This is a genomic window from Corynebacterium tuberculostearicum, assembly GCF_022347235.1.
GTDB classification, from domain to species: Bacteria; Actinomycetota; Actinomycetes; order Mycobacteriales; family Mycobacteriaceae; genus Corynebacterium; species Corynebacterium tuberculostearicum_F.
In genome coordinates, this window is sequence record NZ_JAKRDX010000005.1 from 78,839 (window position 1) to 103,591 (window position 24,753).

22 protein-coding genes are annotated in these 24,753 nt (G+C 59.6%); 8 read left to right on the forward strand and 14 right to left on the reverse strand.

The genetic code is table 11. The features are described from left to right. Nucleotides 1-25: 25 nt before the first annotated feature. Nucleotides 26-589: an elongation factor P gene (gene efp, locus MHK09_RS04245; protein ID WP_005324919.1), complete on the reverse strand. Its 564-nt coding sequence runs from the start codon at nucleotides 587-589 to the stop codon at nucleotides 26-28. Nucleotides 590-842: 253 nt separating this feature from the next. Between efp and MHK09_RS04250 the strand changes: the two genes are divergently transcribed. Continuing rightward, nucleotides 843-1,739, forward strand: coding sequence for a GDSL-type esterase/lipase family protein (locus MHK09_RS04250; RefSeq protein WP_250412734.1), 897 nt, complete (start codon nucleotides 843-845; stop codon nucleotides 1,737-1,739). Here the strand turns inward: MHK09_RS04250 and MHK09_RS04255 are convergent. The 13 genes from MHK09_RS04255 to aspS form a co-directional block, all read right to left on the reverse strand. After that, a complete protein-coding gene (locus MHK09_RS04255; RefSeq protein ID WP_250412736.1) occupies nucleotides 1,736-2,842 on the reverse strand; it encodes an aminopeptidase P family protein in 1,107 nt (368 codons plus the stop codon). The two genes, MHK09_RS04250 and MHK09_RS04255, sit on opposite strands and share 4 nt — an antisense overlap. 121 nt (nucleotides 2,843-2,963) lie before the next feature. Continuing rightward, entirely contained in the window at nucleotides 2,964-3,392 is a 429-nt protein-coding gene (gene aroQ, locus MHK09_RS04260) for a type II 3-dehydroquinate dehydratase (protein ID WP_250412738.1), read from the reverse strand. 2 nt (nucleotides 3,393-3,394) lie between these two features. Further along, nucleotides 3,395-4,465 carry a 3-dehydroquinate synthase gene (gene aroB, locus MHK09_RS04265; protein WP_250412740.1) on the reverse strand — a complete coding sequence of 357 codons (1,071 nt, stop codon included), beginning with the start codon at nucleotides 4,463-4,465 and terminating at the stop codon, nucleotides 3,395-3,397. A 64-nt stretch (nucleotides 4,466-4,529) separates the two neighbouring features. Continuing rightward, nucleotides 4,530-5,066 (reverse strand): shikimate kinase, encoded by a 537-nt coding sequence (locus MHK09_RS04270; protein ID WP_005328489.1) that lies wholly within the window; start codon nucleotides 5,064-5,066, stop codon nucleotides 4,530-4,532. Between the two features lie 3 nt (nucleotides 5,067-5,069). Next, nucleotides 5,070-6,281, reverse strand: a complete 1,212-nt coding sequence (aroC, locus tag MHK09_RS04275) for a chorismate synthase (protein ID WP_250412743.1) — start codon at nucleotides 6,279-6,281, stop codon at nucleotides 5,070-5,072. Nucleotides 6,282-6,349: 68 nt separating this feature from the next. Continuing rightward, nucleotides 6,350-6,751 carry a prepilin peptidase gene (locus MHK09_RS04280; RefSeq protein WP_366511700.1) on the reverse strand — a complete coding sequence of 134 codons (402 nt, stop codon included), beginning with the start codon at nucleotides 6,749-6,751 and terminating at the stop codon, nucleotides 6,350-6,352. A gap of 106 nt (nucleotides 6,752-6,857) precedes the next feature. After that, complete coding sequence (locus tag MHK09_RS04285; RefSeq protein ID WP_005324941.1) at nucleotides 6,858-7,685, reverse strand: shikimate dehydrogenase; 828 nt, start codon at nucleotides 7,683-7,685, stop codon at nucleotides 6,858-6,860. A gap of 31 nt (nucleotides 7,686-7,716) precedes the next feature. Then, on the reverse strand, nucleotides 7,717-8,910 hold the full coding sequence (gene mltG / locus MHK09_RS04290; RefSeq protein ID WP_034668418.1) for an endolytic transglycosylase MltG: 1,194 nt from the start codon (nucleotides 8,908-8,910) through the stop codon (nucleotides 7,717-7,719). 38 nt (nucleotides 8,911-8,948) lie between these two features. Then, entirely contained in the window at nucleotides 8,949-9,500 is a 552-nt protein-coding gene (gene ruvX / locus MHK09_RS04295; protein ID WP_005328491.1) for a Holliday junction resolvase RuvX, read from the reverse strand. A gap of 10 nt (nucleotides 9,501-9,510) precedes the next feature. Next, on the reverse strand, nucleotides 9,511-12,195 hold the full coding sequence (gene alaS, locus MHK09_RS04300) for an alanine--tRNA ligase (RefSeq protein WP_250412746.1): 2,685 nt from the start codon (nucleotides 12,193-12,195) through the stop codon (nucleotides 9,511-9,513). Between the two features lie 101 nt (nucleotides 12,196-12,296). Continuing rightward, entirely contained in the window at nucleotides 12,297-13,688 is a 1,392-nt protein-coding gene (locus MHK09_RS04305) for a replication-associated recombination protein A (protein WP_005324949.1), read from the reverse strand. A 43-nt stretch (nucleotides 13,689-13,731) separates the two neighbouring features. Continuing rightward, a complete protein-coding gene (locus MHK09_RS04310; protein ID WP_250412748.1) occupies nucleotides 13,732-14,946 on the reverse strand; it encodes a protein kinase family protein in 1,215 nt (404 codons plus the stop codon). A gap of 123 nt (nucleotides 14,947-15,069) precedes the next feature. Further along, nucleotides 15,070-16,902: an aspartate--tRNA ligase gene (aspS, locus tag MHK09_RS04315; RefSeq protein WP_005328495.1), complete on the reverse strand. Its 1,833-nt coding sequence runs from the start codon at nucleotides 16,900-16,902 to the stop codon at nucleotides 15,070-15,072. A gap of 244 nt (nucleotides 16,903-17,146) precedes the next feature. On the opposite strand from aspS, the gene ypfJ reads away from it, so the two are divergent. The 7 genes from ypfJ to MHK09_RS04350 all read left to right on the forward strand — a co-directional run bounded on the left by ypfJ (nucleotide 17,147) and on the right by MHK09_RS04350 (nucleotide 24,748). Next, nucleotides 17,147-18,025, forward strand: coding sequence for a KPN_02809 family neutral zinc metallopeptidase (gene ypfJ, locus MHK09_RS04320; protein WP_250412750.1), 879 nt, complete (start codon nucleotides 17,147-17,149; stop codon nucleotides 18,023-18,025). Nucleotides 18,026-18,266: 241 nt separating this feature from the next. Further along, nucleotides 18,267-19,853: an inorganic phosphate transporter gene (locus tag MHK09_RS04325; protein WP_179387571.1), complete on the forward strand. Its 1,587-nt coding sequence runs from the start codon at nucleotides 18,267-18,269 to the stop codon at nucleotides 19,851-19,853. Between the two features lie 145 nt (nucleotides 19,854-19,998). Further along, a complete protein-coding gene (locus MHK09_RS04330) occupies nucleotides 19,999-20,730 on the forward strand; it encodes a CBS domain-containing protein (RefSeq protein ID WP_250412752.1) in 732 nt (243 codons plus the stop codon). Nucleotides 20,731-20,805: 75 nt separating this feature from the next. Next, nucleotides 20,806-21,918 carry an LLM class flavin-dependent oxidoreductase gene (locus tag MHK09_RS04335; RefSeq protein ID WP_250412755.1) on the forward strand — a complete coding sequence of 371 codons (1,113 nt, stop codon included), beginning with the start codon at nucleotides 20,806-20,808 and terminating at the stop codon, nucleotides 21,916-21,918. Between the two features lie 2 nt (nucleotides 21,919-21,920). Further along, entirely contained in the window at nucleotides 21,921-22,580 is a 660-nt protein-coding gene (locus tag MHK09_RS04340) for an FMN reductase (protein ID WP_250412757.1), read from the forward strand. A 172-nt stretch (nucleotides 22,581-22,752) separates the two neighbouring features. After that, nucleotides 22,753-24,162 carry an L-serine ammonia-lyase gene (locus MHK09_RS04345; RefSeq protein ID WP_250412759.1) on the forward strand — a complete coding sequence of 470 codons (1,410 nt, stop codon included), beginning with the start codon at nucleotides 22,753-22,755 and terminating at the stop codon, nucleotides 24,160-24,162. 10 nt (nucleotides 24,163-24,172) lie between these two features. After that, on the forward strand, nucleotides 24,173-24,748 hold the full coding sequence (locus tag MHK09_RS04350) for a TetR/AcrR family transcriptional regulator (RefSeq protein WP_250412761.1): 576 nt from the start codon (nucleotides 24,173-24,175) through the stop codon (nucleotides 24,746-24,748). Nucleotides 24,749-24,753 lie beyond the last annotated feature (5 nt).

Here is a 24,753-nt window from a genome sequence, read left to right on the forward strand (position 1 = left end):
GTGTTATCAGACACAGTCAGATGCCCTAGTTGTTAACGCGGGAGAGGTACTCGCCGGTACGGGTATCAATCTTGAGAACGTTGCCGATCTCGATGAACAGCGGAACCTGGATCTCAGCGCCAGTTTCCAGGGTGGCGGGCTTGGTACCGCCGGAAGAACGGTCACCCTGCAGGCCAGGCTCGGTGTGCTCGACCTTAAGGTCTACGGAAATAGGCAGTTCTGCAAAGAGTGCCTCATCCTCATAGAAGGAAACCTGAACGCGCATGTTTTCCAGCAGGAAGCGAGCGGCATCGCCGAACTTCTCCGGCGGGAGCTCGTACTGCTCGAAGGTCTTTTCATCCATAACAACGTAGCTGGTGCCATCGTTGTACAGGTAGGTCATATCGCGGCGGTCCACGGTAGCGGTCTCTACCTTAACGCCAGCATTCCAGGTCTTGTCCACGGTCTTACCGGAGACAACATCCTTGAGCTTGGTACGCACGAAGGCTGGGCCCTTGCCCGGCTTCACGTGCTGGAACTCAACGATCTGCATCAGTTTGTTGTCGATCTTCAGAACGAGGCCGTTCTTGAAATCAGTAGTATCAGCCATTGCGGTTAAACTCCCGAAAATTGTGGACTAAAGGTTGAAAACAATGTTTAAGCCTACCGGACAACTGCCCCTTGGGGTATTACCGGTCCCCCATTTCTTCCCCACAGTTGATAGCGGAGTGACTTTTGGGGCCCGTCGCCTGCCCTAAACCATCAGACACGCGAGCAATCAAAGGTTTTTATCCAGCAATAACTCGCTGTACCATAAGGCTTTGCTTAATTGATTTTTCACATGTCTACCAAGGATTTTTGCGATGCCTCTCAAGAAGTTTTACGCCGCGGCCACCGCTACTGGCGCAGCCGTAGCAGCACTCTCCGCTCCGCAGGCCATGGCAGCAGACGCCCAGACCGTGATGTTCGGCGATTCTGTCTTTGCCAACCCAACCTATGGCCAAGTTGGCACGACCTCGAGCCTGTCTCCTTCGGCAGGCACTACGCTCTCTTCTGCCACCCACGGCATCGAAGACGCTCCCGGCGCACCATCCCCGCAGGGCTGCCCGCAGGGGCAGAGTAATGTTGGCCGCGAACTGGGCCGTGTTTCTGGTCAGCACGTAGCCAACTACGCATGCTCTGCGGCGAAGGCCGCTGGCCACTCGCACCGCAAGGACTTCACTGAGCAGATCAACGGAGCCATTGCTAATAATGATCTCAATGGCGAAACGAAGAACGTTTTGATTCAGTTCGGTGCCAATGATTTCCAGGAAATCGTGCGCCCATCGCTTTCTTCTTCTAACCCTTACTACGACGGCATGAAGAATTCGATCCAGCGGGTCCGCCACGCTGCCCCGAATGCCCGCATCACCGTTGTAGGCTATCCCGCCATTTCCGCCCGCAATGGCGCGGTATGCCCGCTGCGCACCTCCGCACCGGGATCCTCTGAAGCCGGTTTCAACATGGACTACGCGGGCTTGGTTCGCACCGGCGAGGACCAGGTTAATAGCGCCATGTACAAGGCAGCCCGCGCAAACGGCGTGCAGTACTACGACCTACGCGCCGATTCCATTGATCACGGCATGTGCGCGCCGGACAGCACCCGCTGGGTTTCCGGCAAGTGGGAGTACTCCGTACCGCACAACCTCTTCAATCACCTCACGCACCTGGGCAACCGCAACGTCGCCCAACTGCTTAACTCCAAGGTGCTGGCTCACTAGGCGGGCAGTTCAGTAAATTCCTTCGTCGCGGCGGTAATGATCTTCGGTGCGCCATCGGTGATGATGAGGGTATCTTCGATGCGCACGCCGCCCTTGCCAGGCACATAGATGCCCGGCTCGATGGTCAGGGTCATACCGGCGGCGAGCTCGCCCTTACCGGTCTGTGCCGCGGACGGGGCCTCGTGGACGTCTAGGCCCACGCCGTGGCCCGTCGAGTGCACAAAGTAGTCGCCATAGCCGGCGGCGGAGATGACATCGCGGCAGGCGGCGTCGACGTCGGCAAGCTTAGCGCCCGGCACCGACGCTGCCACGCCTGCCTTTTGGGCGCGGAGCACCACATCATAGATTTCCTTGGCAAAGTCATTCGCCGTGCCCACGACGTAGGTTCGGGTGCAATCGGAGTTGAATCCACGCAGGTGAGCACCAAAATCGATGGTCACTAGGTCACCGTCCTCGATGACCCGGTCATCAGCGCCATGGTGCGGCATCGCCGAGTTCGGACCAGAAGCCACGATGGTATCGAAGCTCACTCGCTCCGAGCCAAGCATGCGCATCCGATATTCCAAATCGGCAGCCACCTGGCGCTCGGTGCGGCCGGCACGCAACTCACCGGCAGCGAGCAGATCCTCCAGCGCCTGATTAGCCAGCGCAGCAATCTCTTCCAGCTTCTCTAGCTCGAGCGAATCCTTGACCAAGCGAATCTTTTCAATGACCCCGGCAATGGGAACCAAGGTAACCGACTCCGGGGCAGAGTCTTCCAGTTCCTTCAACTCAGAGACCGAGAGGTAGTCGGCTTCAAAACCGACTCGAACCGGCCCCTCGACATCGGCAAATTGCTGCAGCAGCACCTTTCCTACCGCGCGGCCCTGGATAGCCCCCAGATCGGGAACCTCGCGGGCGATCTGCGTGGTGTACCGGCCGTCGGTAGCAACCTGCGCGGTAAGGTCCTTACGCAGCAATAGCCCGCCATTCGAGCCGGAGAACCCCGAAAGGTAACGCACGTGCGTGAGGTGGGTGACCAGAACGGCATCGCTGCGCTGGCCGGCTAGTTCCGCGGCAAGCTTGCGGCGCCGGTCACTAAAACGGGTATCTGCCAAAGCCATGATTTCATCCTTTTAGGGTCGACTGCGGTGTAGAAAGTATCCACCCAGTATATCGGCCCCGCCACCGCAGTTGGGCGGATTTCTTTCTAGCCGGCTGCCGCCCAGCCCGTTCGTGGGGTGCCTATTGGCAAAGGTAATCCACTGCCGCCACGTAGCCAAAGATACCCAACCCGGCGATAACGCCGCGGGCGATAGGGCTGAGATAGGAGTGATGTCGGAAGGGCTCGCGCGCATGCACATTAGAAATATGCACCTCTACGAATCCGGTGCCATCGGCTACCTCTGCCAGGGCATCCCGCAGGGCCACTGAGGTATGGGTAAATCCGCCGGGGTTGATGATTACCGGATGGCCCGCATCCGCGGCGGCATGCACCTTCTCAATGAGCTCGCCCTCATAGTTGGACTGGAAGCACTCTACTTCTGCACCGTGCGCGGCGGCGCGGGAGGAGATCATCTCTTCTACATCAGCCAAGGTGGTCGAGCCGTAGACGTCCGGCTGGCGTTTTCCCAAGCGGTTCAAGTTCGGGCCGTTGAGGACAATAATCTTCATTTCTACTCCGAAATCGCGGCGTAGGCCGCCTCTAGCTCTTCCGTGCTGGGCCCCTCGAGACGGGTGGTCTCGCCCACCCCGGTCAAGGCTACAAACCGGATCTTTCCGTCGCGGTTCTTCTTATCGTGGGTCATTGCCTCATGCAGGTCCGCGAACTGACCTGGCCTATAAGTGGTCGGCAGCCCAATGCTGTGCAGGATTCGGCGGTGCTTTTCCACCAGTTCCGCGTCAATGAGGCCGCGCGCATGCGCCAGGTAGGCGATGAACATCATGCCCACGGCCACCGCGTTGCCATGGCGCCACTGATACTGTTCATGGCGCTCCACCGCATGGCCAAAGGTATGACCGTAATTGAGCGTTTCGCGCAGGCCCGATTCTTTAAGATCCTCGCCCACCACCGCGGCCTTTACCGCGATGGAGCGCTCAATCAATTCTGGAAGATAGCCCTGCGGGTCCACGCATGCGCCGGGGTCACTGTCATAGCGTTCAAGGATCACCGGGTCATGGATGAATCCGGTTTTGATGATTTCTGCCGAGCCAGCAATGATCTCCGCTGCGGGCAGGGTATCGAGGCGCTCGAGGTCCACAAACACAGAATCCGGCTCATGAAAGGCGCCAACGAGGTTCTTGCCGGCGGGGGTATTGATACCGGTTTTGCCGCCGACGGCCGCGTCAACCATGGCCAATAGCGTGGTGGGCACCTGAATGACCTTGATACCGCGCATCCACCCAGCCGCCGCGAACCCAGCCAAATCGGTGGTGGCGCCGCCGCCGAGGCCGATGATGGCGTCACGGCGGTTAAAGCCCTTCTCCCCCAGCTGATCCCACACGCCGCCGATAACGCTGAGCTGTTTGGCGGCCTCGGCATCGGGGACGTCGATAAGCGTAGGCTCCACCCCCTCAGCGGCGACGAGTTCCGCTAAGCGCTCGGCCGCGGCGCGCAGCGGCGGCTGGCAGATAATGCCCGCCTGGCCTGCACCAATCTGCGCACAGCGCTGCGCGATGTCCCGGTTGAGATCGGTGCCAATGCGAACTTCATAGGGCTGTGGTCCATTAACGGCAATGCTGGGCATGGTGGTCCTTTCCGTTCGCCGCCAAGCCGGCATGACGAGGAGTTAGTGGTAGCGCTGCGGGAGTCTACAGGGTATCGAGGAAGCCGAGGATATCGCCCACTACCTGCTGTGGGGTCCGGGCATCGGTGCGTACCCGGTAATCGGCCACCTCTTGGTAATAGGGGCGGCGCGCCTCCACGAGGTTGCGGTAGTGCTCAAGGGGATCTGCGGCTGCGAGAACCGGCCGATTGCTATCCCCGGACGTCCGCCGTGCGCCTTCTTCGGGCGAGATATCCAAAAAGATGACGGTATGGCGCTCCAACAGCTCACGGGTGGCGTCCGTCAGCACTGCCCCGCCGCCGAGGCTGACTACTCCACCGGTGCGCAGTGCCGCAGCAACGTGCTCGGCTTCGAGCGCGCGAAAGTCTGGTTCACCAAGCTCGCTAAAGACTTCTCCGCACGGCTTATCCTTAGCCTGTTCGATAAGGTGGTCCGAATCCACCAGTTCGCAGCTCAAGGCGTGGGAAAGGCGGCGGCCGATGGTGGATTTACCCGCACCTGGCGGGCCAACCAAAACAACGCGTGGACGGGGCAGGCCCGTAACGGCGGTTGGGGTGGTCATAACTTACTCCTGGTCAAAAGCAAGGCGGTCCGAAACGTACTTATCATACGCGGCAATGGCCGCGGAGGTTTCTTCGAGGCTATCGCCACCGAATTTTTCTAGCACGGCGCGCGCAAGGACGAGGGCAACCATTGCTTCTGCTACCACGCCCGCAGCCGGAACCGCGCACACATCGGAGCGCTGGTGGATGGCAGTAGCTTCAGCACCGGACTCCATATCAATGGTGCGCAAGGCACGCGGAACGGTAGAAATCGGCTTCATTGCCGCCCGCACGCGCAGCTGCTGCCCGTTGGTCATGCCGCCTTCGAGTCCGCCTGCGCGGTTGCTAAGGCGGGATACGCCGTCTTCGGTTCGCACCATCTCATCGTGGGCAACAGAACCGCGACGGCGGGCCTCGGCAAAACCATCGCCAATTTCCACACCCTTGATAGCCTGAATGCCCATCAACGCGCTCGCCAATTGGGCGTCCAAGCGGTCATCGCCGGAAATATGCGAGCCCAGCCCAATGGGCAGGCCATCGACCACAACCTCAACGATGCCGCCCAAGGTATCGCCCTGCTTCTTTGCGGCCTCAATTTCCACAATCATGGAGGCTTCAGCCGCCTTATCGCAGGCGCGGACCGGCGAGGCATCGATCGCCTCGATGTCCGCGAACGCTGGCGCAGGCCCCTCATAAGGCTCGGAAGCGCCAATGGAAATCACGTGGGAAAGAACCTCGACGCCCAAGGTCTCGCGCAGGAAATTGCGCGCAACGGTAGCTGCGGCCACTCGCGCCGCCGTCTCACGCGCAGAGGATCGCTCGAGGATGGGGCGCGCTTCACTGTGGCGGTACTTCACCATGCCGGCAAAATCCGCGTGCCCTGGGCGCGGCCTAGTCAAGGCGGCACCGCGGCCGGAGTTCATCGCTTTAATAGTGTCTTCATCGTCCATATCCAGCGGATCGGCCGACATGATGGTGGTCCACTTGGGCCACTCCGTATTGCCAATCATGATGGCGATGGGACTACCCAAGGTAAGCCCATGGCGGACTCCACCCAGCACGGTCACCTCATCGGCCTCAAACTTCATACGGGCACCGCGGCCATAGCCTAGGCGGCGCCGGGAAAGCTGATGGGAAATATCGGCGCGGGTAATGGGGACCCCAGCGGGCATGTGCTCCAGCATCGAAATAAGAGCCTGGCCGTGGGATTCGCCTGCAGTAGTCCAACGAAGCATGCGGGTATTATCGCACGGCCTGGCCAATCCAGTACCAACTTGGCCCCGCAATATATTCTTCCACCCCCTCAAAGAGGGTGCGCACATGCGATAACGACCGTTGCCGCTAGCAACATTGCAGGACCGTGCGGGCTCTCCTTCTGCCCGCTACACGCAGACCAGACCAAAGTCAGAAGGGACGCGCAGCCGCTTGCCGCTACCACGCCCATAAACCCGGCCACATGCCCCACCAGCATTCCCAGGGGCCAGGCGAGTTTAATGTCGCCTCCACCGACTCCTGCACGAGCTAGCCCTAGCACCAGGTACAGCCCCGGCCACCACAGCCCACTCCAATTGGCAACGGCGAGCGAGAGCACCGCAGATGGAAGGGTTAACCAGTCTGGCAATCGGCGCTGCCGAATATCCCACCAAGACAAGGTTGCTGCCCACAAACCATAAATAATTCCCCCGACTATTAGCACGGGGATCACTCTAAGGCACGCTGTGAGGAAGCGCTGGGCGTCAATGTCTACATGGCGAAGTCTGCAGTTCCTGCTACACGGGGATTCCAGCCCGCGCTTGCCGACGCCCCCTTTTTTACTTAGTCGTCTGCGACCGCTTCTGCAGCTCCTCGTGCAATGCCTTCAGCATGTCTTCCCGCGGGGCGGCCACCCCGGTAAATTGCTCGAACTGGCTAAATGCTTGGTGCGCGAGCATGACATGCCCGCCCACGGTCTTGTACCCATTGGCCGCCGCGCACGTGGTCAGCGGTGTAGGCCAGGGATCATAGATGACGTCCAGCACCGGTGCGTGGGCGAGGTCAAAGACATAATCTTTCACCGCCGCGGCTGGAACGGTGGACACAATGACATCGACGCTGCGAGCCAGCGCGGATAAGTCCCCGTCGAAGCTAACAAAGGAAAGTTCCAGCCCTAGGTTCTGCGCGAGCGGCAAAAGTTCGGTGCTGCGGTCGGAACGGTTGAGGACCGTAACCTTTTTCACCCCGCGCTCGGAAAGCGCCCACAACGCGGGACGAGCGGTGCCCCCAGCACCAATGAGCAGCGCATGAGCTGCTGGATCATCCCCCAGAAGTTCGGCGAGCGCACCGCGTACGCCCTCGGTATCGGTATTGTCCGCATACCAACCATCAGCCCTGCGCACCAAGGTATTTGCTGAGCCAATCAGTTGGGCCCGGTCACTTACGGTGTCCGCAAAGCGGAGGGCGGCAAACTTGCCGGGCATGGTCACGGAGAAACCAACAAACTCTGAGTCGCTTGCCGCCACCAATTCCGGCAAGCCTTCCGCCGATGTTTCAAAGCGGGTGTAGTCCCAACCGGCCAGCCCGGCGGCCTCGTAGCCAGCATTGTGGAGCACCGGAGACAAGGAGTGCTTGATGGGGCTACCAAGGACCGCCGCACGTGGCATGGTGTTCTACCTCTTTGTGGTTGTCGCGACTCTACTGGGCGGGCTGCTCGGCAGCGGCGTCGCCGTTGCCGGAACCAGCGCCCTCACCTTCGCGCTTGGAGTCAAGCACGCCGGAGCGGATGGCGTCATCGACGCGGCCCAAGTGCTCATCGTAGGAATCGGAGAAGACGGTGGTGCCCTCCTTGTCCACGGTGACGAAGAACTTCCAGTTGCCTTCAGCCGGCTCTTCCATGGCCTTGATTGCATCGTCCGAAGGAGAAGCAATCGGGGTATCCGGTAGGCCTTCCTTCGCGTAGGTATTCCACGGGGTCTTCTCCCCACGGGCCTCATCGGTGGTGGCCAGCTCAACGTCTTCCAAGCCGTAGTTCACGGTGGAGTCAAACTCCAGGCGCATTGGCTCGTCCAAGCGGTTGAGGATAACGCGGGCAACCTTATCGAACTCGCCCGCCGGAGCCTCGCGCTCCACCAAGGAAGCGGAGGTGAGCAGTTCATAAGGGCTCAAGCCGATAGCCTGGGCGCGTTCCTCGATATTGGTCTCGTTGTAGCGCTTGGTGGAGCGGGTGATGAGGTCCTTGAGGATATCCTTGGCCTCCATGTTGGGGTCGAGGACATACTGGCCTGGGGCAATAAGGCCCTCAATGCGCTTGGGATCATTGCCGCGCTTATTGATGGCGTCCAAGGCCCACTCCGGTGCGCCCAGCTCGGCTGGGTCGGTTTCCGCCGCAACCTTTTCCAAGTCCTCCTTCTTCAGGCAGTTGCCATCGTTGCAGCTGACCTCAGAAATCAGGGAGTAAATGCCGTAGCGGACGTCTCCGCCCACAACCTTGACGTCCTCCAAGGTGGCGCCACCTTGGACCTCGAGCATGTCCACGCGGTTATTCTCATCCAGCAGTGCCTCGACTGCCGCGTCCGCGCTCATTTCTTCCTGCAGACGATAGAAGCCCGGCTGGATTTGGCTCGCGCCGTGGTTCATCGACGCAGCAGAATCGAAAGCGTCCTGCGTCTTCACCACATTCTTTTCTACCAATGCAGGTCCGAGCTCGGACATGGACGAGCCTTCCGGCACCTCCACCAGCTGGGTGGTACCGTTGCCGGTTCCTTCATAATCGGCGGAGGTATTGCCGAGTCGGAATCCGATGTAGATAAGGGCGCCAAGGATGACGATGATCGACGCAATAACAACGGCAATGCCGCGCTGGCGGCGCTTGACGTATTTCGGCTCCATCGATCGGCCGAGGCGTTCTTGATTACGGCTCACGTGTTTTAGTCTCCTGAGTCTGAAGGCTGGTCTATTGCATCATGGGATCGTAGCGCGCTCGCGCGCCCATCCAACCAAGTCTGCAATATCTCCACCGCTGCTGCTTGGTCGATGACTTTACGGCCCTTCTTCTCGGACACGCCGGACGCGCGCAGCGCGGTGGTCGCTGCCACGGTAGTCAGACGCTCATCAGCCAAACGTACTGGTGGTGGAACTTTATCTATATTTGCATCTCGATTCAACCGACGGCGGATCCGAAACGCAATTTCTTTAGCGTGTTTTACGCTTTTGGAGCCATTTCCCTGCAAGTCCCGTGGCAGGCCAACGACAACTTCAACTGCATCATAGGAATCAATGAGCTCCAGGATGCGGTCAATATCGCCCTTATCGCGGTCTTTGAACCCGGTTTCTCGGCGCACGGTCTCCACTGGGGTGGCAAGCGTGGCTTCCCTATTGGACACTGCCACACCAATGCGCACCGTGCCGACATCGAGCGCGAGCCGGCGGCCCTGCCCCGGGTCATCAACTCCGGGGCTATCTGGTTCCACTTTTGCCACGGTCGAACTCCTACAGGGACTCGAGCATGTCCTTGACAGCTTCAAAGCCGCGCTCAGCGCCGGCCGCAGTAGAGCCAGAGCCCTGGGCCATATCCGGCTTTCCGCCACCGCGGCCGTCGACGTACTGTCCAAACTCCTTGACGATGTCGCCGGACTTTACGCCGCGGCCAACAGCCTTGTCCGTGGCTGCCGCGATGAATGGGAACTTGCCCTTGTCTTCGGCGCCCAGGACGATGACGGCTTCTTCTTCGCGCAGGCGGTTGCGCAGGTCCGTTGCAACGGTGCGCAGGTCGCCACCGGTGGTGCCTTCTGGCAAGGTCAGCGCAATGACCTTGAAACCATTGACGTCCTTAGCTGCGCTGACGAACTCGGAAGCACGCGCAGCCAGCTGCTGCTTGCGCAGGGTTTCAATTTCCTTCTCCGCTGCCTTGAGTTTTTCAGACAGCTGCGCGATGCGCTCTGGCAGATCCTCGGTCTGCACCTTCAGCTCGCGGGAAACGCCCTCTACCAAGGCGGTTTCCTTGGAGTAATAACGGAAGGCATCCAAACCGGAGTAGGCCTCGATACGGCGAGCACCAGAGCCAACGGAGGACTCACCCAGCACGGACACCGGTCCGATTTCAGCGGAGGAACCAACGTGGGTACCACCGCACAGCTCGATGGAGAACGGTCCGCCGATTTCTACTACGCGGACCTCCTTGCCGTAGTTCTCACCGAATAGTGCCATAGCGCCCATGGCCTTGGCCTCCTCCAGGGAGGTCTCAATGGTGTTCACGGCAAAGTTGGAGTCGATTGCCTGGTTGGTAATCAAAGCAATCTCTTCCAACTGTGCCTGGCTGAGCTGCTCGGTGTAGTTGAAGTCAAAGCGCAGGTAGCCCGGACGGTTCATGGAGCCGGCCTGGACGGCGGTGGGGCCAAGCACCTGGCGCAGTGCGGCGTGAATGAGGTGCGTAGCAGAGTGTGCCTGGGTAGCACCGTGGCGCCACTGCTCGTCGACGGCCGCCTCAACGGACATGCCCAAGTCAAGGCCGCCGGCAGTAACCGTCGCCTTGTGTACCCACAGCTTCTTACCGATCTTTTGAACGTCGTTGACCTCAAGGAGGGATTCGCCGGCCATGATGCGGCCGCGGTCTGCCATCTGGCCGCCAGCTTCGGCGTATAGCGGGGTGTGGTCCAAGATGACCTCAACCTGCTCGCCCTCGCGTACCTGGTCGACCTTCTCGCCGCCGCGGACGAGGCCGATCACGCGGGCGTCGGAAGTAAGCTCCTCAAAGCCAGTGAAGACGGTGGGGTTATTGTCCACCCAATCGCGGTAGAGGGAAAGGTCAGTGTGGCCGTGCTTCTTGGCCTGATTATCGGCCTTGGCGCGGCGGCGCTGCTCGCCCATGGCATCGTTAAAGCCATCCATGTCGACCTCAAGGCCGGCCTCCTGGGCCATTTCCAAGGTCAAATCGATGGGGAAACCGTAGGTATCGTGCAGCTCAAAGGCCTTCTCGCCCGGCAGGACCTTTGCGGTTTTCGCGCGGGAAGTGGACTTGAGCTCCTGTACGGCATCATCGAAGAGGCGGGTGCCGGACTCGAGGGTCTTCAGGAAGGCCTTTTCCTCATTCACGGCAACGCGCAGGATGCGCTCGCGGTTGTCCGCAATCTCCGGGTAGGACGGGGTCATGGTATCCATGACCGTATTCATGAAGCGCTCCATGGTGGCGCCCTTAGCACCCAGCAGCTTGGCGGAACGGATAATGCGACGAAGCAGGCGGCGCAGGATGTACCCGCGGCCCTCGTTGCCCGGGGTCACGCCATCCAGGATGAGCATCATGCCGGTACGGGAGTGGTCAGCAACCACGCGGAAGCGGATATTGTCCTCGTGGGAGGCCTTGTCACCATAGGTGGCGCCGGTAAGCTCCTCGGCTACGTCAATGACTGGGCGCAGCAGGTCCGTTTCGTAGACGTTGTCTACGTCCTGCAAAATGCAGGCCACGCGCTCGATGCCCAGGCCGGTATCGATATTCTTCTTGGGCAGCTCGCCGACAATCTCAAAGTTGCCCTTGCCAATGCCCTCGCCGCGCTCATTTTGCATGAAGACCAGGTTCCAGATCTCCATGTAGCGGTTGTCATCGGCAATCGGGCCGCCGTCCTTGCCGTACTCAGGACCACGATCATAATAAATCTCAGAGCACGGGCCACAGGGTCCGGGGATACCCATGGACCAGTAGTTGTCCTCCATGCCGAGGCGCTGAATGCGCTCTTCAGGCACGCCGATCTTGTCGCGCCAAATTTCGGCGGCCTCATCATCATCCAGGTAAACCGTAACCCACAGGCGCTCTGGGTCTAGGCCAAAGCCGCCCTCATCAACGGAGCCGGTAAGCAAGGTCCACGCATTGGTGATGGCGCCTTCCTTAAAGTACTGGCCAAAGGAGAAGTTGCCGGCCATCTGGAAGAAGGTGTTGTGGCGGGTGGTAATGCCCACCTCATCAATGTCCAAGGTGCGCACGCACTTTTGGATGGAAGTGGCAAGGCCCTTGGCAAAGGGCGGGTTCTGCTGGCCCAAGAAGTAGGGCTTAAACGGAACCATGCCGGCATTAACGAACAGCAGGTTAGGGTCATCCAGGATCAGCGAGGCGCTTGGTACTGCCTCGTGACCAGAATTGACGAAGTGCTGGGTAAACCGTTCCCGGATCTCATGAGTCTTCACGAGCAACAATCCTAACTGTCTGAGCTTTCATCTTCTATCAAGAAGTTTCTAACCCGCCCAACTCTACCCTTCGCTGCACAGCGATTTCCCATCGGTGGGGATCAGCGCGGCCGGCGAGCGTTTTTGCCTGGGCCACGCTTGCCTCGAATAATGCTGCGCAAGCGGCCTATATAGTCATAAACACGCTTCTCAGCCCCGTGATCGGTGGGTTCATAGTAAACCGAACCCTCCAGCTCATCGGGTAGGTACTGCTGCTCTACAACGCCGCGGGGATCATCGTGGGGGTAGACATAGCCCACGGCATTTCCCATCCGCTTGGCGCCCTCATAGTGCCCATCGCGCAGGTGCGGTGGCACGTGGCCCACCTTGCCGGCGGCTACATCGGCTTGGGCCTGCGTGATGGCAGAGATGACCGAGGGCGATTTTGGCGCGGTGGCCAGGTGAATGGTGGCCTGCGCCAGCGGAATTCGGGCTTCTGGCATGCCAATGAGCTGAGCGGCCTCGGCCGCCGCCACGGCCACCTGGAGCGCGGTGGGATCGGCCATGCCGATGTCCTCGGAGGCGTGCACGATGAGCCGCCGGGCGATAAAGCGCGGGTCCTCCCCGGCTTCTACCATGCGGGCGAGATAATGCAGCGCAGCGTCGACATCGGAGCCGCGAATGGACTTAATGAACGCGGAAACCACGTCATAGTGTTGGTCGCCGTCGCGGTCGTAGCGCACCACCGCCTTATTGACGTTGTCCGTGACCGTTTGTGGGGTAATCTCCCCGCCATCGTCAACCGCCTCGGCCGCGGCCTCGAGATAGGTCAGCGTGCGCCGCGCATCGCCGCCGGCGAGGAGTACCAACTGGTCCAAGGCTTCATCGGTAATCCGAATCTTGCGCTCGCCTAGGCCACGGTCGCTTTCTAGCGCGCGCTTGGCGACGCCCCTCAAGTCATCGTCGCTGAGCGAATGCAGCTGCAACAGCAGCGAACGAGACAAAAGCGGCGCGACGACGGAGAAGGAAGGGTTTTCCGTCGTCGCCGCGACGAGCAATACCGTACGATTTTCCACGGCTGCGAGGAGTGCGTCCTGCTGGGTTTTGGAAAATCGGTGTACCTCATCAATGAACAGCACCGTGCGCCGGCCATGAATGAGCTCTTGCCGGGCGTGGGTGATGACCTCGCGGACCTGCTTGACGCCCGAATCAAGCGCGGAAAGGCCCACGAAGTTCTGCCCCATTTGGCTGGCGATGAGCGAGGCAATGGTGGTCTTGCCGGTGCCCGGCGGCCCGTACAAGATGACGGAGGCCTCTCCTGATCCTTCCACGAGGCGGCGCAATGGCTTGCCGGGCGCCAGAAGATGGTCTTGTCCGACCACTTCATCGAGGTTTTGGGGACGCATGCGCGCCGCCAGTGGGGACCCAGCGTGGGTGGCAAAAAGGTTCTTCCCCGGCAGCGGCGACGCGCTGCGGTCCGGAGTGGGCCCGCCAAATAATGAGTCTTGAGACACTGGAAAGCTACCTCCTAAAAGCGTGCGGGCACATCGTGATTGTCTATTCGTCATCCAAGCGGCGCGCAATGGCGCTGCCAAATTCCGCGATGGGCGCGCAGGCGGGGCCATCGCAGCGCGCGGCATACCGGGATAGCGCCTCAAAGGTTTCATAGAGGTCGCGGCGCACGAGCAATTCATCTTCCGTGAACGGACCATGGTCAGCAGGGCGCAAGATGGAGCGCTGCGGATCGTGGACCACTTCGGCTTCACCCCTGGCTAGGGCAACCAGCCCTTCGATGCCGCCGGCGTGCATCGTGGTCACGCTCGATAGCGCCCAGCCGATGAGCGAGGCCACAATGAGACCATGGGTTTCTTCCGCATTGGAAAATAGCGGCCACACCTCAGATACGGCACGGGACCAAGCAGAGATGAAGATATCTGCCTCTTCGTCCGTAATCGGCTTGGAGAAGAGGAACTGTGGGAATCCGGCGATAACGCAGGCTACGTCGAAGCCAACATTGCGGAATCCTGCCCATTCATAGTCCAAGAAGTGCAGGCGCTGGGACACAATGATGTTATCCGGTGAAAGGTCGAAGGGAGTAAAGGCCCGGTCCTTGCCGGATGCCAGGGAGCGTGCGGCTTGACCCGCAAGATCCCGGAAGCTGGCCGGTGCCTCGAGCCCGGCTTTATCCAGCAAGTCGAGGCCGATGCCAATGGAGCGCTCCAGCGCCTCATCGCGCACGGACTGGTGCGGGGCCAAGTCCGGATTCTTGCGCAGCATCCTATTGAGCAGGGTTTCATAATCTTGCTCGTGGCCCGCGGTTCCAGCGTGCATGTGCCCCAACGCACTGCCCAGCGAGCGCAGCACCCGCACGCGGTCATCATCGGTGGACTGTACAAGGACGTCGGCAAGCGTTTCGCCCTCACCCAAGTCCGTCAACACGATAATGCGCTGCTCCAGATCGTGGGCCAGAAGTACGGGTCCCGGGCGCACGTCCTCAGATAACGCAGTGGTGAATTGATAAGCCACCACCTCGCGCAGCATCGCGGCATCGTCGACGCCATAGCCGGTGACCGGGTTGTACTTAACGACTACCGAGCGGTGCGGCAGGAAGGCTCCGGGGGCAATCCTGGCGCGCAGGACCATTGCATTGCCGGAACCGTCCAAGCGCTCCACACCCGACATCTCCGGGGTACCACCAAAACGGCGCGACAACATCTCCGAGGCGGCCTTGATGACATCCTCGGGTGATAGCACAGCTTCGTTATCAACCATAGTTCTATCCAGTATGCCCCCTCACACCAAAGCGGGGTCACAAGTTCGCCCGCAGCGAAATTGCCGCGGACTACGATGTGCCCCGCACGGTGCGCCTGAAAGGCCGAGGTTTAAGTTCCCGGCTTACTTCTCCTCAGCAGTCTCGGCCGCAGTGGAACCAGACTTTTCCTGTTCCTTCTTCTTTTCCGGCTTGTAGTCTACGCCGGTCTCCTTACGCTGTGCGGCAGGGATTGCCGCAGGGGCGTCGGTAAGCGGATCCACGCCGCCGCCGGACTTCGGGAACGCAATGACGTCGCGGATGGAGTCGAAGCCGCCCAACAGGGAGACGATGCGGTCCCAGCCGAAGGCGATGCCGCCGTGTGGTGGGGCGCCGTACTGGAAAGCATCGAGCAGGAAGCCGAACTTCTCCTGAGCCTCCTCGTCACCGATTCCCATAACGTCGAAGACGCGCTTCTGCACGTCCTGCTGGTGGATACGGATGGAGCCGCCGCCGATCTCATTGCCGTTGCAGACAATGTCATAGGCGTATGCCAGCGCCTCGCCCGGGTTCTGGTCAAAGTTGTCCAGGTACTCCGGCTTAGGAGAGGTAAAGGCGTGGTGAACCGCGGTCCACTTGGAGTGCCCCAGTGCGACGTCGCCAGAAGCGGTCGCATCAGCGGAAGGCTCAAAGAGCGGAGCATCTACAACCCAGGTAAAGGCCCAGTCGCCTTCCTTGATAAGGTCCAGCTTCTTTGCAATCTCGCCACGTGCAGCGCCCAGGAGGGCACGGGAAGACTTGGTGTCACCAGCGGCAAAGAAGATGGCGTCGCCCGGCTTGGCGCCGACGTGCTCTGCAATGCCCTCGCGCTCGGCGTCGGTAATGTTCTTAGCCACCGGACCGCCCAAGGTGCCGTCCTCGCCCACGGTGATGTAGGCCAGACCCTTGGCGCCACGCTGCTTTGCCCAATCCTGCCAAGCATCGAACTGACGGCGCGGCTGGGAGGCGCCGCCTTCCATAACCACGGCGCCGACGTATTCGTTCTGGAAGACGCGGAAGGTGGTGTCCTTGAAGAACTCGGTGCACTCCACAATCTTGATGTCAAAGCGCAGGTCCGGTTTATCGGAACCGTAGTACTTCATCGCATCGGCGTAGGTCATGCGCGGGATCGGGGTCTTGATCTCGTAGCCGATGAGCTTCCACAGCTCGGTGACGATCTCTTCCGCCAAGGCGATGACATCGTCCTGGTCTACAAAGGACATCTCCACGTCCAGCTGGGTAAACTCCGGCTGGCGGTCAGCGCGGAAGTCTTCATCGCGGTAGCAACGCGCGATCTGGTAGTAGCGCTCCATGCCGGAGACCATGAGCAGCTGCTTGAAAAGCTGCGGGGACTGCGGCAGTGCATACCAGGTGCCTGGTTTCAAGCGTGCTGGAACCAGGAAGTCGCGCGCACCCTCCGGGGTGGACCGGGTCAGGGTTGGAGTCTCGATCTCAGCAAAGTCATGCGAATCCAGCACCTTGCGGGCCGCGCGGTTGGCTGCAGAACGCAGGCGCAGTGCCTGTGCCTGGCGCTCGCGGCGCAGGTCCAGGTAGCGGTATTTCAGGCGAGTCTCCTCGCCTACCTCACCCGAGGTGGAAGGATCATCAATTTGGAACGGCAGCGCTGCGGACTTATTCAAAACCTCAAGATCCGCGACATTGACCTCAATTTCACCGGACGGCAGGTTGGGGTTTTCTGAGCCTTCTGGGCGAGGCTCCACGGTACCGGTGACCTTAACGCAGTATTCGGAACGCAGGTCGTGGGCGCGCTCCGCCACGTCAGATTCACGGAAGACAACCTGGGCGATGCCGGAGCGATCGCGCAGGTCAATGAAGATCACACCACCGTGATCGCGGCGGCGGGAAACCCAACCGGTTAGGGTGACGGTCTCTCCTGCGAGTTCTTTGCGGAGCTCACCTGCTAAGTGGGTACGCAGCACTGTTGTTCAATCCCTTCTGAAAATTGTGTCACTTGCGGGTCCCGCCACGCGTAAACAGCGCGCGCCAAACCAAGCACAAGACTAGGAACGCGCACAATTCTACATCCCTACCGGTACGCGGAGCGCAGTTAGGTGGACGCAAGCTAACCCTGAAGGCCGCAGAAGAACCCCCGTTTCCCTCCTTCGGCTTCTTTGCAACAATCTCCATCCAGTGTATGAGGGGACCATGTGGCACTATTTAGGCATGACTTTTAGATCAGGTGCCGATTTCGGCGGCAAAGAAGCGCGTTCGGGTGGTGGTGGCGGTGGTATCGCCATTGGCGGTGGCGTCGGCTCGATTGTTCTAGTAGGCCTTTTCCTCCTCTTGGGCGGCAATCCCTCAGACTTGGGCTCAATTCTGGGCAGCGAGCAGACCCAATCCGACGGCGCTGCACAAGGCGAAAGCCCCGAATGCGAAACTGCAGAAGATGGCAACACCAAGGATGAATGCCTCGTTGAGTTCACCGGTCGCAGCGTAGACAACGTCTGGTCCAAGGTCTTGCCGGAACAGGCCGATATCCAATACACCGAGCCGGAGCGCGTGGTCTTCCACGGCGGCGTTAATACCGGTTGCGGCGCGGCCTCTTCTTCTACCGGCCCCTTCTACTGCCCGCGCGATGAGTCCGCCTATTTCGACACCGCGTTCTTTGATTCCCTGCGCAACTTCGGCGCGGAAAATGCCCCCTTGGCCCGCATGTACATCGTGGCGCACGAGTTCGGCCACCACATTCAAAACCTTGAGGGCACCCTCGGCCTGTCGGACTATGACGACCCAGGCGCCGATTCCAACGCGGTGAAGATCGAGCTCCAGGCTGACTGCTACGCAGGCCTGTGGGCTTCCTACGCCGACAAGGGCGATAACCCCTTGCTCGAGCCGATTACTAGGGAACAGGTCTCAGACGCTGTCGCGGCTGCCCAGGCGGTGGGCGATGACAATATCCAGCGCCGCTCCGGCGGCCAGGTCCAGCCTGATTCCTGGACGCACGGTTCCTCCGAACAGCGTGAGAAGGCATTCCTCGCCGGATATAACTCTGGCAAGATGTCCCAGTGCGACACCCTGGAGCGCGGCGCCTACCGCGGCTAAAACTCTCAACGTGGCCGTCGCCGAGAGCGGCGGCCATTATGTTCACAAATAGCCACATTGCTTTCACGAACTCCACATCTTGAGTTCACTTTCCTGACACCTAGGGCCTTTAGTCTGAGTGTGCATTCTCTACATAAGAATTTCCTTTGAGAATCCTCTTAACCACGCTGAGAAGCGCGGTCATCCCTCTCGTGCACGCTTTTCCTGAAAGGTTCTTCCTGTGTCTACCCCTACCACCCACATGACGGACATTGAGGCCGTCAATGGCAAGGGCAACGACTGGATTTGGCACGCCATCTTTGGCGGCCTCACAGCCGTTACCCTCATCGGTTTTATGATCTGGGGCCACGACTACGTCGATGGCTCTAAACCTATTCTGCTTGGCACTGCCATTCTCTTCGCTCTCTTCATGGCCTTCAATATTGGCGGCAATGACGTTGCCAACTCCTTCGGTACCTCCGTAGGTGCCGGTACGCTGTCCATGAAGCAGGCCCTCGTTGTCGCCGCCATCTTCGAAGTCTCTGGCGCCATCCTCGCCGGCGGCGAGGTCACCGATACCGTGCGTTCTGGCATCGTCGACCTTGACGCCATCGATGGGCTCGACCCCATGGAGTTCGTCTACATCATGATGTCGTCCCTTTTGGGTGCGGCCATCTGGCTCCTCGTTGCCACCCGTATGGGTTGGCCAGTGTCTACCACCCACTCCATCGTCGGCGGCATCGTCGGCGCCGCGCTCACCGTTGGCTTCATCACCGGCAAGGGTGGCTTGGACATGGTGCAGTGGGGCGGGATTGGCACTATTGCCATCTCGTGGGTGCTCTCCCCTGTTCTCGGCGGTCTCGCTGCGTTCATCCTGTTCAAGTGGATTAAGACCTCCATCTTGGTCTACAACGAGGAAGCAGACCAGAAGCTGCGTGAAATCAAGACCCGTCGTGCGGAGCTGCGCCAAGAGCACAAGTCTCGCTTTTCGCGCCTCAATGAAATCCAGCAGATCAGCTACACCAACGCCATGGCCCGGGACGCCGCCTTGGTGGCAGAAGAAGACTTTGATCCGGATCAGCTGGAATCCGAGTATTACCGCGATCTGTATAACCTCAACAAGGACATGGATAATGTCAAGGCTCACCGCGCCCTGGAGAGCTGGGTACCGGTACTAGCCGCCATCGGTGCCATCATCATTTCCGCCATGGTGATGTTCAAGGGCCTCAAGCACACCGGACTCGATTTCAGCGTCCTTCAGAACCTGTTGGTCATGGGCATGGTCGGCGCAGTAGTGTGGATGGCCGTCTTCATTTTCGCCCGCTCCCTGAAAAAGAAGTCGCTGGCTAAGTCCACCTTCCTTCTCTTTTCTTGGATGCAGGTATTTACCGCTTCCGCCTTCGCCTTCTCCCACGGTTCCAACGACATCGCCAATGCCATTGGCCCCTTCGCTGCGGTTATTGACGTCCTCAAGACCGACCAAGTCAGCGATGAGGCTGCCGTGCCGGTTGCCGTCATGATTGCCATGGGCGTTGCCCTGATTTCTGGCTTGTGGTTCATCGGCCGCTTCGTGATTCAGACTGTGGGCTCGGGCCTAACCCAAATGCACCCCTCCTCCGGCTTCGCTGCTGAGCTTGCCGCCGCCGCTGTGGTGATGGGTTCATCGATCTTGGGCCTTCCGGTTTCTTCCACCCACATCCTCATCGGCGCCGTGCTGGGCGTGGGCATTGTCAACAAGGCAGCTAATTGGAACCTGATGAAGCCTATCGCTTTGGCGTGGGTCATCACCCTGCCCGCCGCGGCAGTCATCGCTGCCATCACCGTATCTGTGCTGCGCGTAGTCTTCTAGGGATAGCTCAGCGCCGCATATCCTCGACACTCCCCATTTCATCCGCTAGCCGCACCGGCCATCGAGCCGGGGCTAGCGGATTTTCCATTGGGTAGCTTGGACAAACGCCCTGCTTGGCGACGCCCCCTTCTCTACACTGGCCCATATGACCGCGCACCGAGCAACTGCATTCCTGGCCGCATTCAACGACATAGAGCAACACTTGCGCTCGGCTCTCAACGCTGAGAACTCAGATTCCTTTTGGTGGATAGTAGACAAGGCACGAGACAAACACATGCTTTCTGGCAAGCAAGCCGAGGCACTCAAAGATTTTTCCAACCTACGCAATGCCATTGCCCACGGGCGTTACTACAAATCAGAGCCCATCGCTGAACCGCACGAAGCAGTGGTTAAGCAGATTTCGGCTCTCCGAGACATAGTGGTGTCCCCGCCCGACACGCTTCAGGTTTTGCAGCCACAAAAGGTATTCACCTTGACGTCTGCCACATCCATCATGGAGGCATTTAGCGTCATAAAGGATAAGGACTTCTCCCAAATCCCCATCTACGATGAGGGCCGCTTCACCGCTTTGCTAACCACCAACACCATTGCGCGATGGGTAGCCGGGGACCTCAGCGATAATCACGTGCTCGATGCGGCGGACATCGCGGACATCGCGGACATCGTGGAATATCAAGAACCCAGTGATCGCGCTATCTTTCTTGCCCGCACAGTCAGCGTGCAGGAAACGGTGGACGCCCTTTCAGAAACCGACAACCAAGGACATCGCCCATGCGCAGCGGTCATCACGGAACACGGCAAGGTCACTGAGAGGCCCCTGCGCCTCGTTGCACCGGCCGATCTACCGGCACTTTTTGATGCCCTAGAATGGGAATAATTCTCCCGCAGTCGGCTTTTCCGCAGTCGGCACGGCGTCTATCTTTACTCCTGTGCACCGCATAGAAAGGCAACCATGCAATTCGGCATCTTCACTATCGGGGATTTAACTACTGACCCCATCTCAGGAAAGACACCCAATGAGGCTGAGCGCATCCGCAACCTAACGGAAATTGCGCTTAAAGCCGAAGAGGTCGGCCTTGATGTCTTTGCTACCGGCGAGCACCACAACCCACCTTTCGTGCCGTCCTCTCCTACAACGCACTTGGCCTATATCGCCGCGCAGACGGAGCGCTTGCAGCTATCTACTGCGACCACGCTCATTACCACCAATGACCCGGTGAAGATCGCAGAGGACTATGCCTTTCTGCAGCACCTTGCTGAAGGCCGCGTAGACCTCATGCTCGGCCGCGGAAATACCGGCCCGGTCTATCCCTGGTTCGGCAAAGACATCCAGCAGGGTATTCCTTTGGCTATTGAGAACTATCACCTGCTGCGCAGGCTCTGGCGTGAGCCGGTTGTTAACTGGCAAGGAAAGTTCCGCGCGGGACTAGAAGGGTTTACCGCTACTCCGGCACCGCTGGATGGAATTCCGCCCTTTGTCTGGCACGGCTCCATTCGTTCGCCGCAAATCGCTGAACAAGCCGCGTACTACGGCGATGGCTTCTTCCACAACAATATCTTCTGGAATAAGGAGCACACCGCTCAGTTGGTGGACCTCTACCGCCGTCGCTTTGCAAGCTATGGCCATGGTCAAGCGGACCAAGCAATCGTAGGACTTGGCGGCCAAGTCTTCATTGGCGAAACCGAACAAGAAGCTAAAGACTTCTTCCGCCCCTACTTCGACAACGCCCCGGTCTACGGGCACGGACCGAGCCTCGAGGACTTCACGGCGCAGACTCCACTGACCGTTGGCACCGTGGAACAGGTAATTGAAAAGACCCTCAGCTTTGCGGACTGGGCCGGTGACTACCAGCGCCAGCTATTCCTCATCGATCACGCGGGACTTCCACAAGAAGTAGTTCTCCAGCAGATAGAAATCCTCGGCACGCAGGTTGTCCCCGAGCTGCGACGCCGCTTTGAGCAACGCCGTCCGAGCCACGTACCTTCTGACCCGCCGACGCACGCAAGCTTGCTCTCTGCGCCTAATCCTTCGCACCTTCAGGTCAGCCCGGGAAAGGAGAACTAGTTATGCGCTCCCTCCTCGTTATCTCAGCTGGCCTTTCGCACCCGTCTTCTTCTCGCAGGTTGGCAGACATGCTCGCAGAAGCCACGCGCGCCAAAATCTCCGCGCGCGGTGAAGGATCCCAAATCGACGTCATTGAGGTCCGCGATCTTGCTTTCGAACTAGCTACCGCCATGACCGATCAGACTGCGCAAACGCCCCTTTTGTCTCGAGCCAAGCAGCAAGTTGCCGATGCCGATGGCCTGATCGCCGTCACCCCTGTATTCCAAGGCAGCTATTCGGGCCTTTTCAAGATGTTCTTTGACACCTTGGAGCCCCATGCCCTCGACAACTTACCCACAATCATCGCAGCTACGGCTGGTTCTTCGCGCCATGCCCTCATTTTGGACTACGCGCTCCGCCCGCTATTTAACCAGCTCCACGCCAACATCGTGCCGACGGGCGTATTCCAGGCCGCAGAAGATCTAGGCACTCCGGAAGGAGAGCGCATTGCCGCCCGCATTGAGCGCTCTGCCATCCAGCTGGCTGACCAGATAGTTGCCCCACAGGACAGGGTGCTCGGAATTGCCGGCGATCTCACCGGGCTGGGAGGCCGCTCCACCGTCCGACTAGCAAAGGAGAACTTCATCCCCCTTGACAAGCTCCTGAATGGGTACGGCAAATAAGCCACAACGCTAGCAGTGCTACGTATAGACGGCGATTGATAGAAAGTGTGACTTTCGCTACTCTGGTCACATAAAATCTGCCTCTACCCTTTGGGTCCACCTTTGACCGCAATAGCGGCACAGCAAAGCACCCGATAGCAATCCCTTCAGAAAGGTTCGGCACAGCTTAACTATGACAATTAGCGTCACGGACATCTTCTCCATCGGCATTGGCCCTTCCTCTTCGCACACCGTCGGACCCATGCGCGCGGCTAGGCAATTCCTCGATTCCTTAGAGAAGCACCCAGCTAAGGTCTATACGGAGTTGCGCGGTTCGCTTTCCGCAACGGGCCGTGGCCACGCTTCCGATCGCGCCGTCATTCTTGGGCTCGCCGGCTGGGATCCGCTGAGCGTGCCTATCGACGCCGAACCTCACGCGGGCGGCTTTATCCCTAGCGAGGGAACCATTTCTGGTCCCCGGGGCACGGTGGACTATGAAATCGTCTTTGATAACGAACCACTGCCCCAGCACCCGAATGGCATGATTTTTAGCGCCTGGGATGACAGCGGCAACCTCCTCGCAGAGAAGGAAGAGTACTTCTCTGTCGGCGGCGGCTTTATTCTCTCCCGCGCCGAGCTCGATGCGGAAGTCGCCGAAAGCAATGAGGTTCCTGCCGGCGTAGCCGCCGCCCATGTAGATGACTCCGTTCCCTATAAGTTCACCACGGGCGAAGAATTGCTCAACCTCTGCGAGGCTCATGACAAAGCAATTTGGGAGCTCATCCTTGCCAACGAGGAGGCCTTGCACCGCGATGAAGGCGGAGCGGAATACGTTCTGCGCCACCTTGATTTGGTCTGGGACATCATGCGTGAATGTGTGACTGAGGGTATTTCCACCAAGGGACTTCTTCCAGGTGGCCTGCGTGTGGCACGCCGTGCCCCGAAGATGTATGCCCAGTTGCTAGAAAACCAAGACGATACCAGCTGCGGTTTCTCCGCCATGGAGTGGGTTAACCTGTACGCCCTGGCGGTTAATGAGCAAAACGCTGCCGGTGGCCGCGTCATTACTGCACCTACCAACGGCGCGTGCGGCATCATTCCAGCGGTACTGCATTATGCGCGTGATTTCCGCGCAGACTTCACCCGTTCCACTGCCCGTCGGTACCTATTGACCGCCGGTGCCATTGGCATGATTATCAAGGAAAACGCGTCCATCTCCGGAGCCGAGGTTGGCTGCCAAGGCGAGGTGGGTTCCGCCTCCGCTATGGCCGCCGCAGGCATGGCGGAACTGCTGGGTGCAGCCCCGGCACAGGTGGAAAACGCCGCGGAGATTGCTTTGGAGCATAATCTGGGCCTTACCTGCGACCCAGTGGGCGGATTGGTGCAGATTCCGTGCATCGAGCGCAATGCCATCGGCGCGGTAAAGTCCATCAACGCCGCGCGCATGGCCAAAATGGGAGAAGGCACTCACCACGTGACCTTGGATAATGCGGTACAAACCATGGCTGAAACCGGCCGCGATATGCTCTCCAAGTACAAGGAGACCTCCCTGGGCGGATTGGCCAAGACCATGGGCTTTAGCGTTTCGCAGGTGGAGTGTTAAAAAGGACTGCATGCGCGCAGATGCTCTTCACCGCCGCACCGCCATTATCGCTGCGGCATGCCAGCTCTTTCGTACCCACGGCGATGATGTCGCTTTGGAAAAGGTGGCTACGCAGGCTGGCGTAAGTGTGGCTACGGTCTATCGCAATTTCCCCAACCGTGCGAGCCTCATCCGCGCATGCGCGGAATATATGGGTGATGCCTTTGCCGAGTTTCAACAGCGCCTCATCACGGACTTCGAGAACTCTACACATTCTGGGGAAGACTACGTCCGGACCTACGCCACCCATATCCTGACAATGGGACTAAACACGCTCATTCCTGCGTTCGTCCCGCAGGATTTGGATTCCCTTAGCCCTGAGTTAACCGCCCAGCGCGACATTCTGGAGCGCAACGGCCGACGGTTTATTGAGCTGGGCCAAGAGCAAGGCGAGATTGGCCCCGGCGTCACCCACCTCGAATTCATTGTGGGACTGTTGAGCCTGGCACGACCCCGCGAGGTTGATATCGATGCCTACCAGCCGGATATTCAAGAAAAGATCATTGACCTCTTTCTGGCGGGCATAAAAAGTGGGCACCGCGCCTAAGCGCA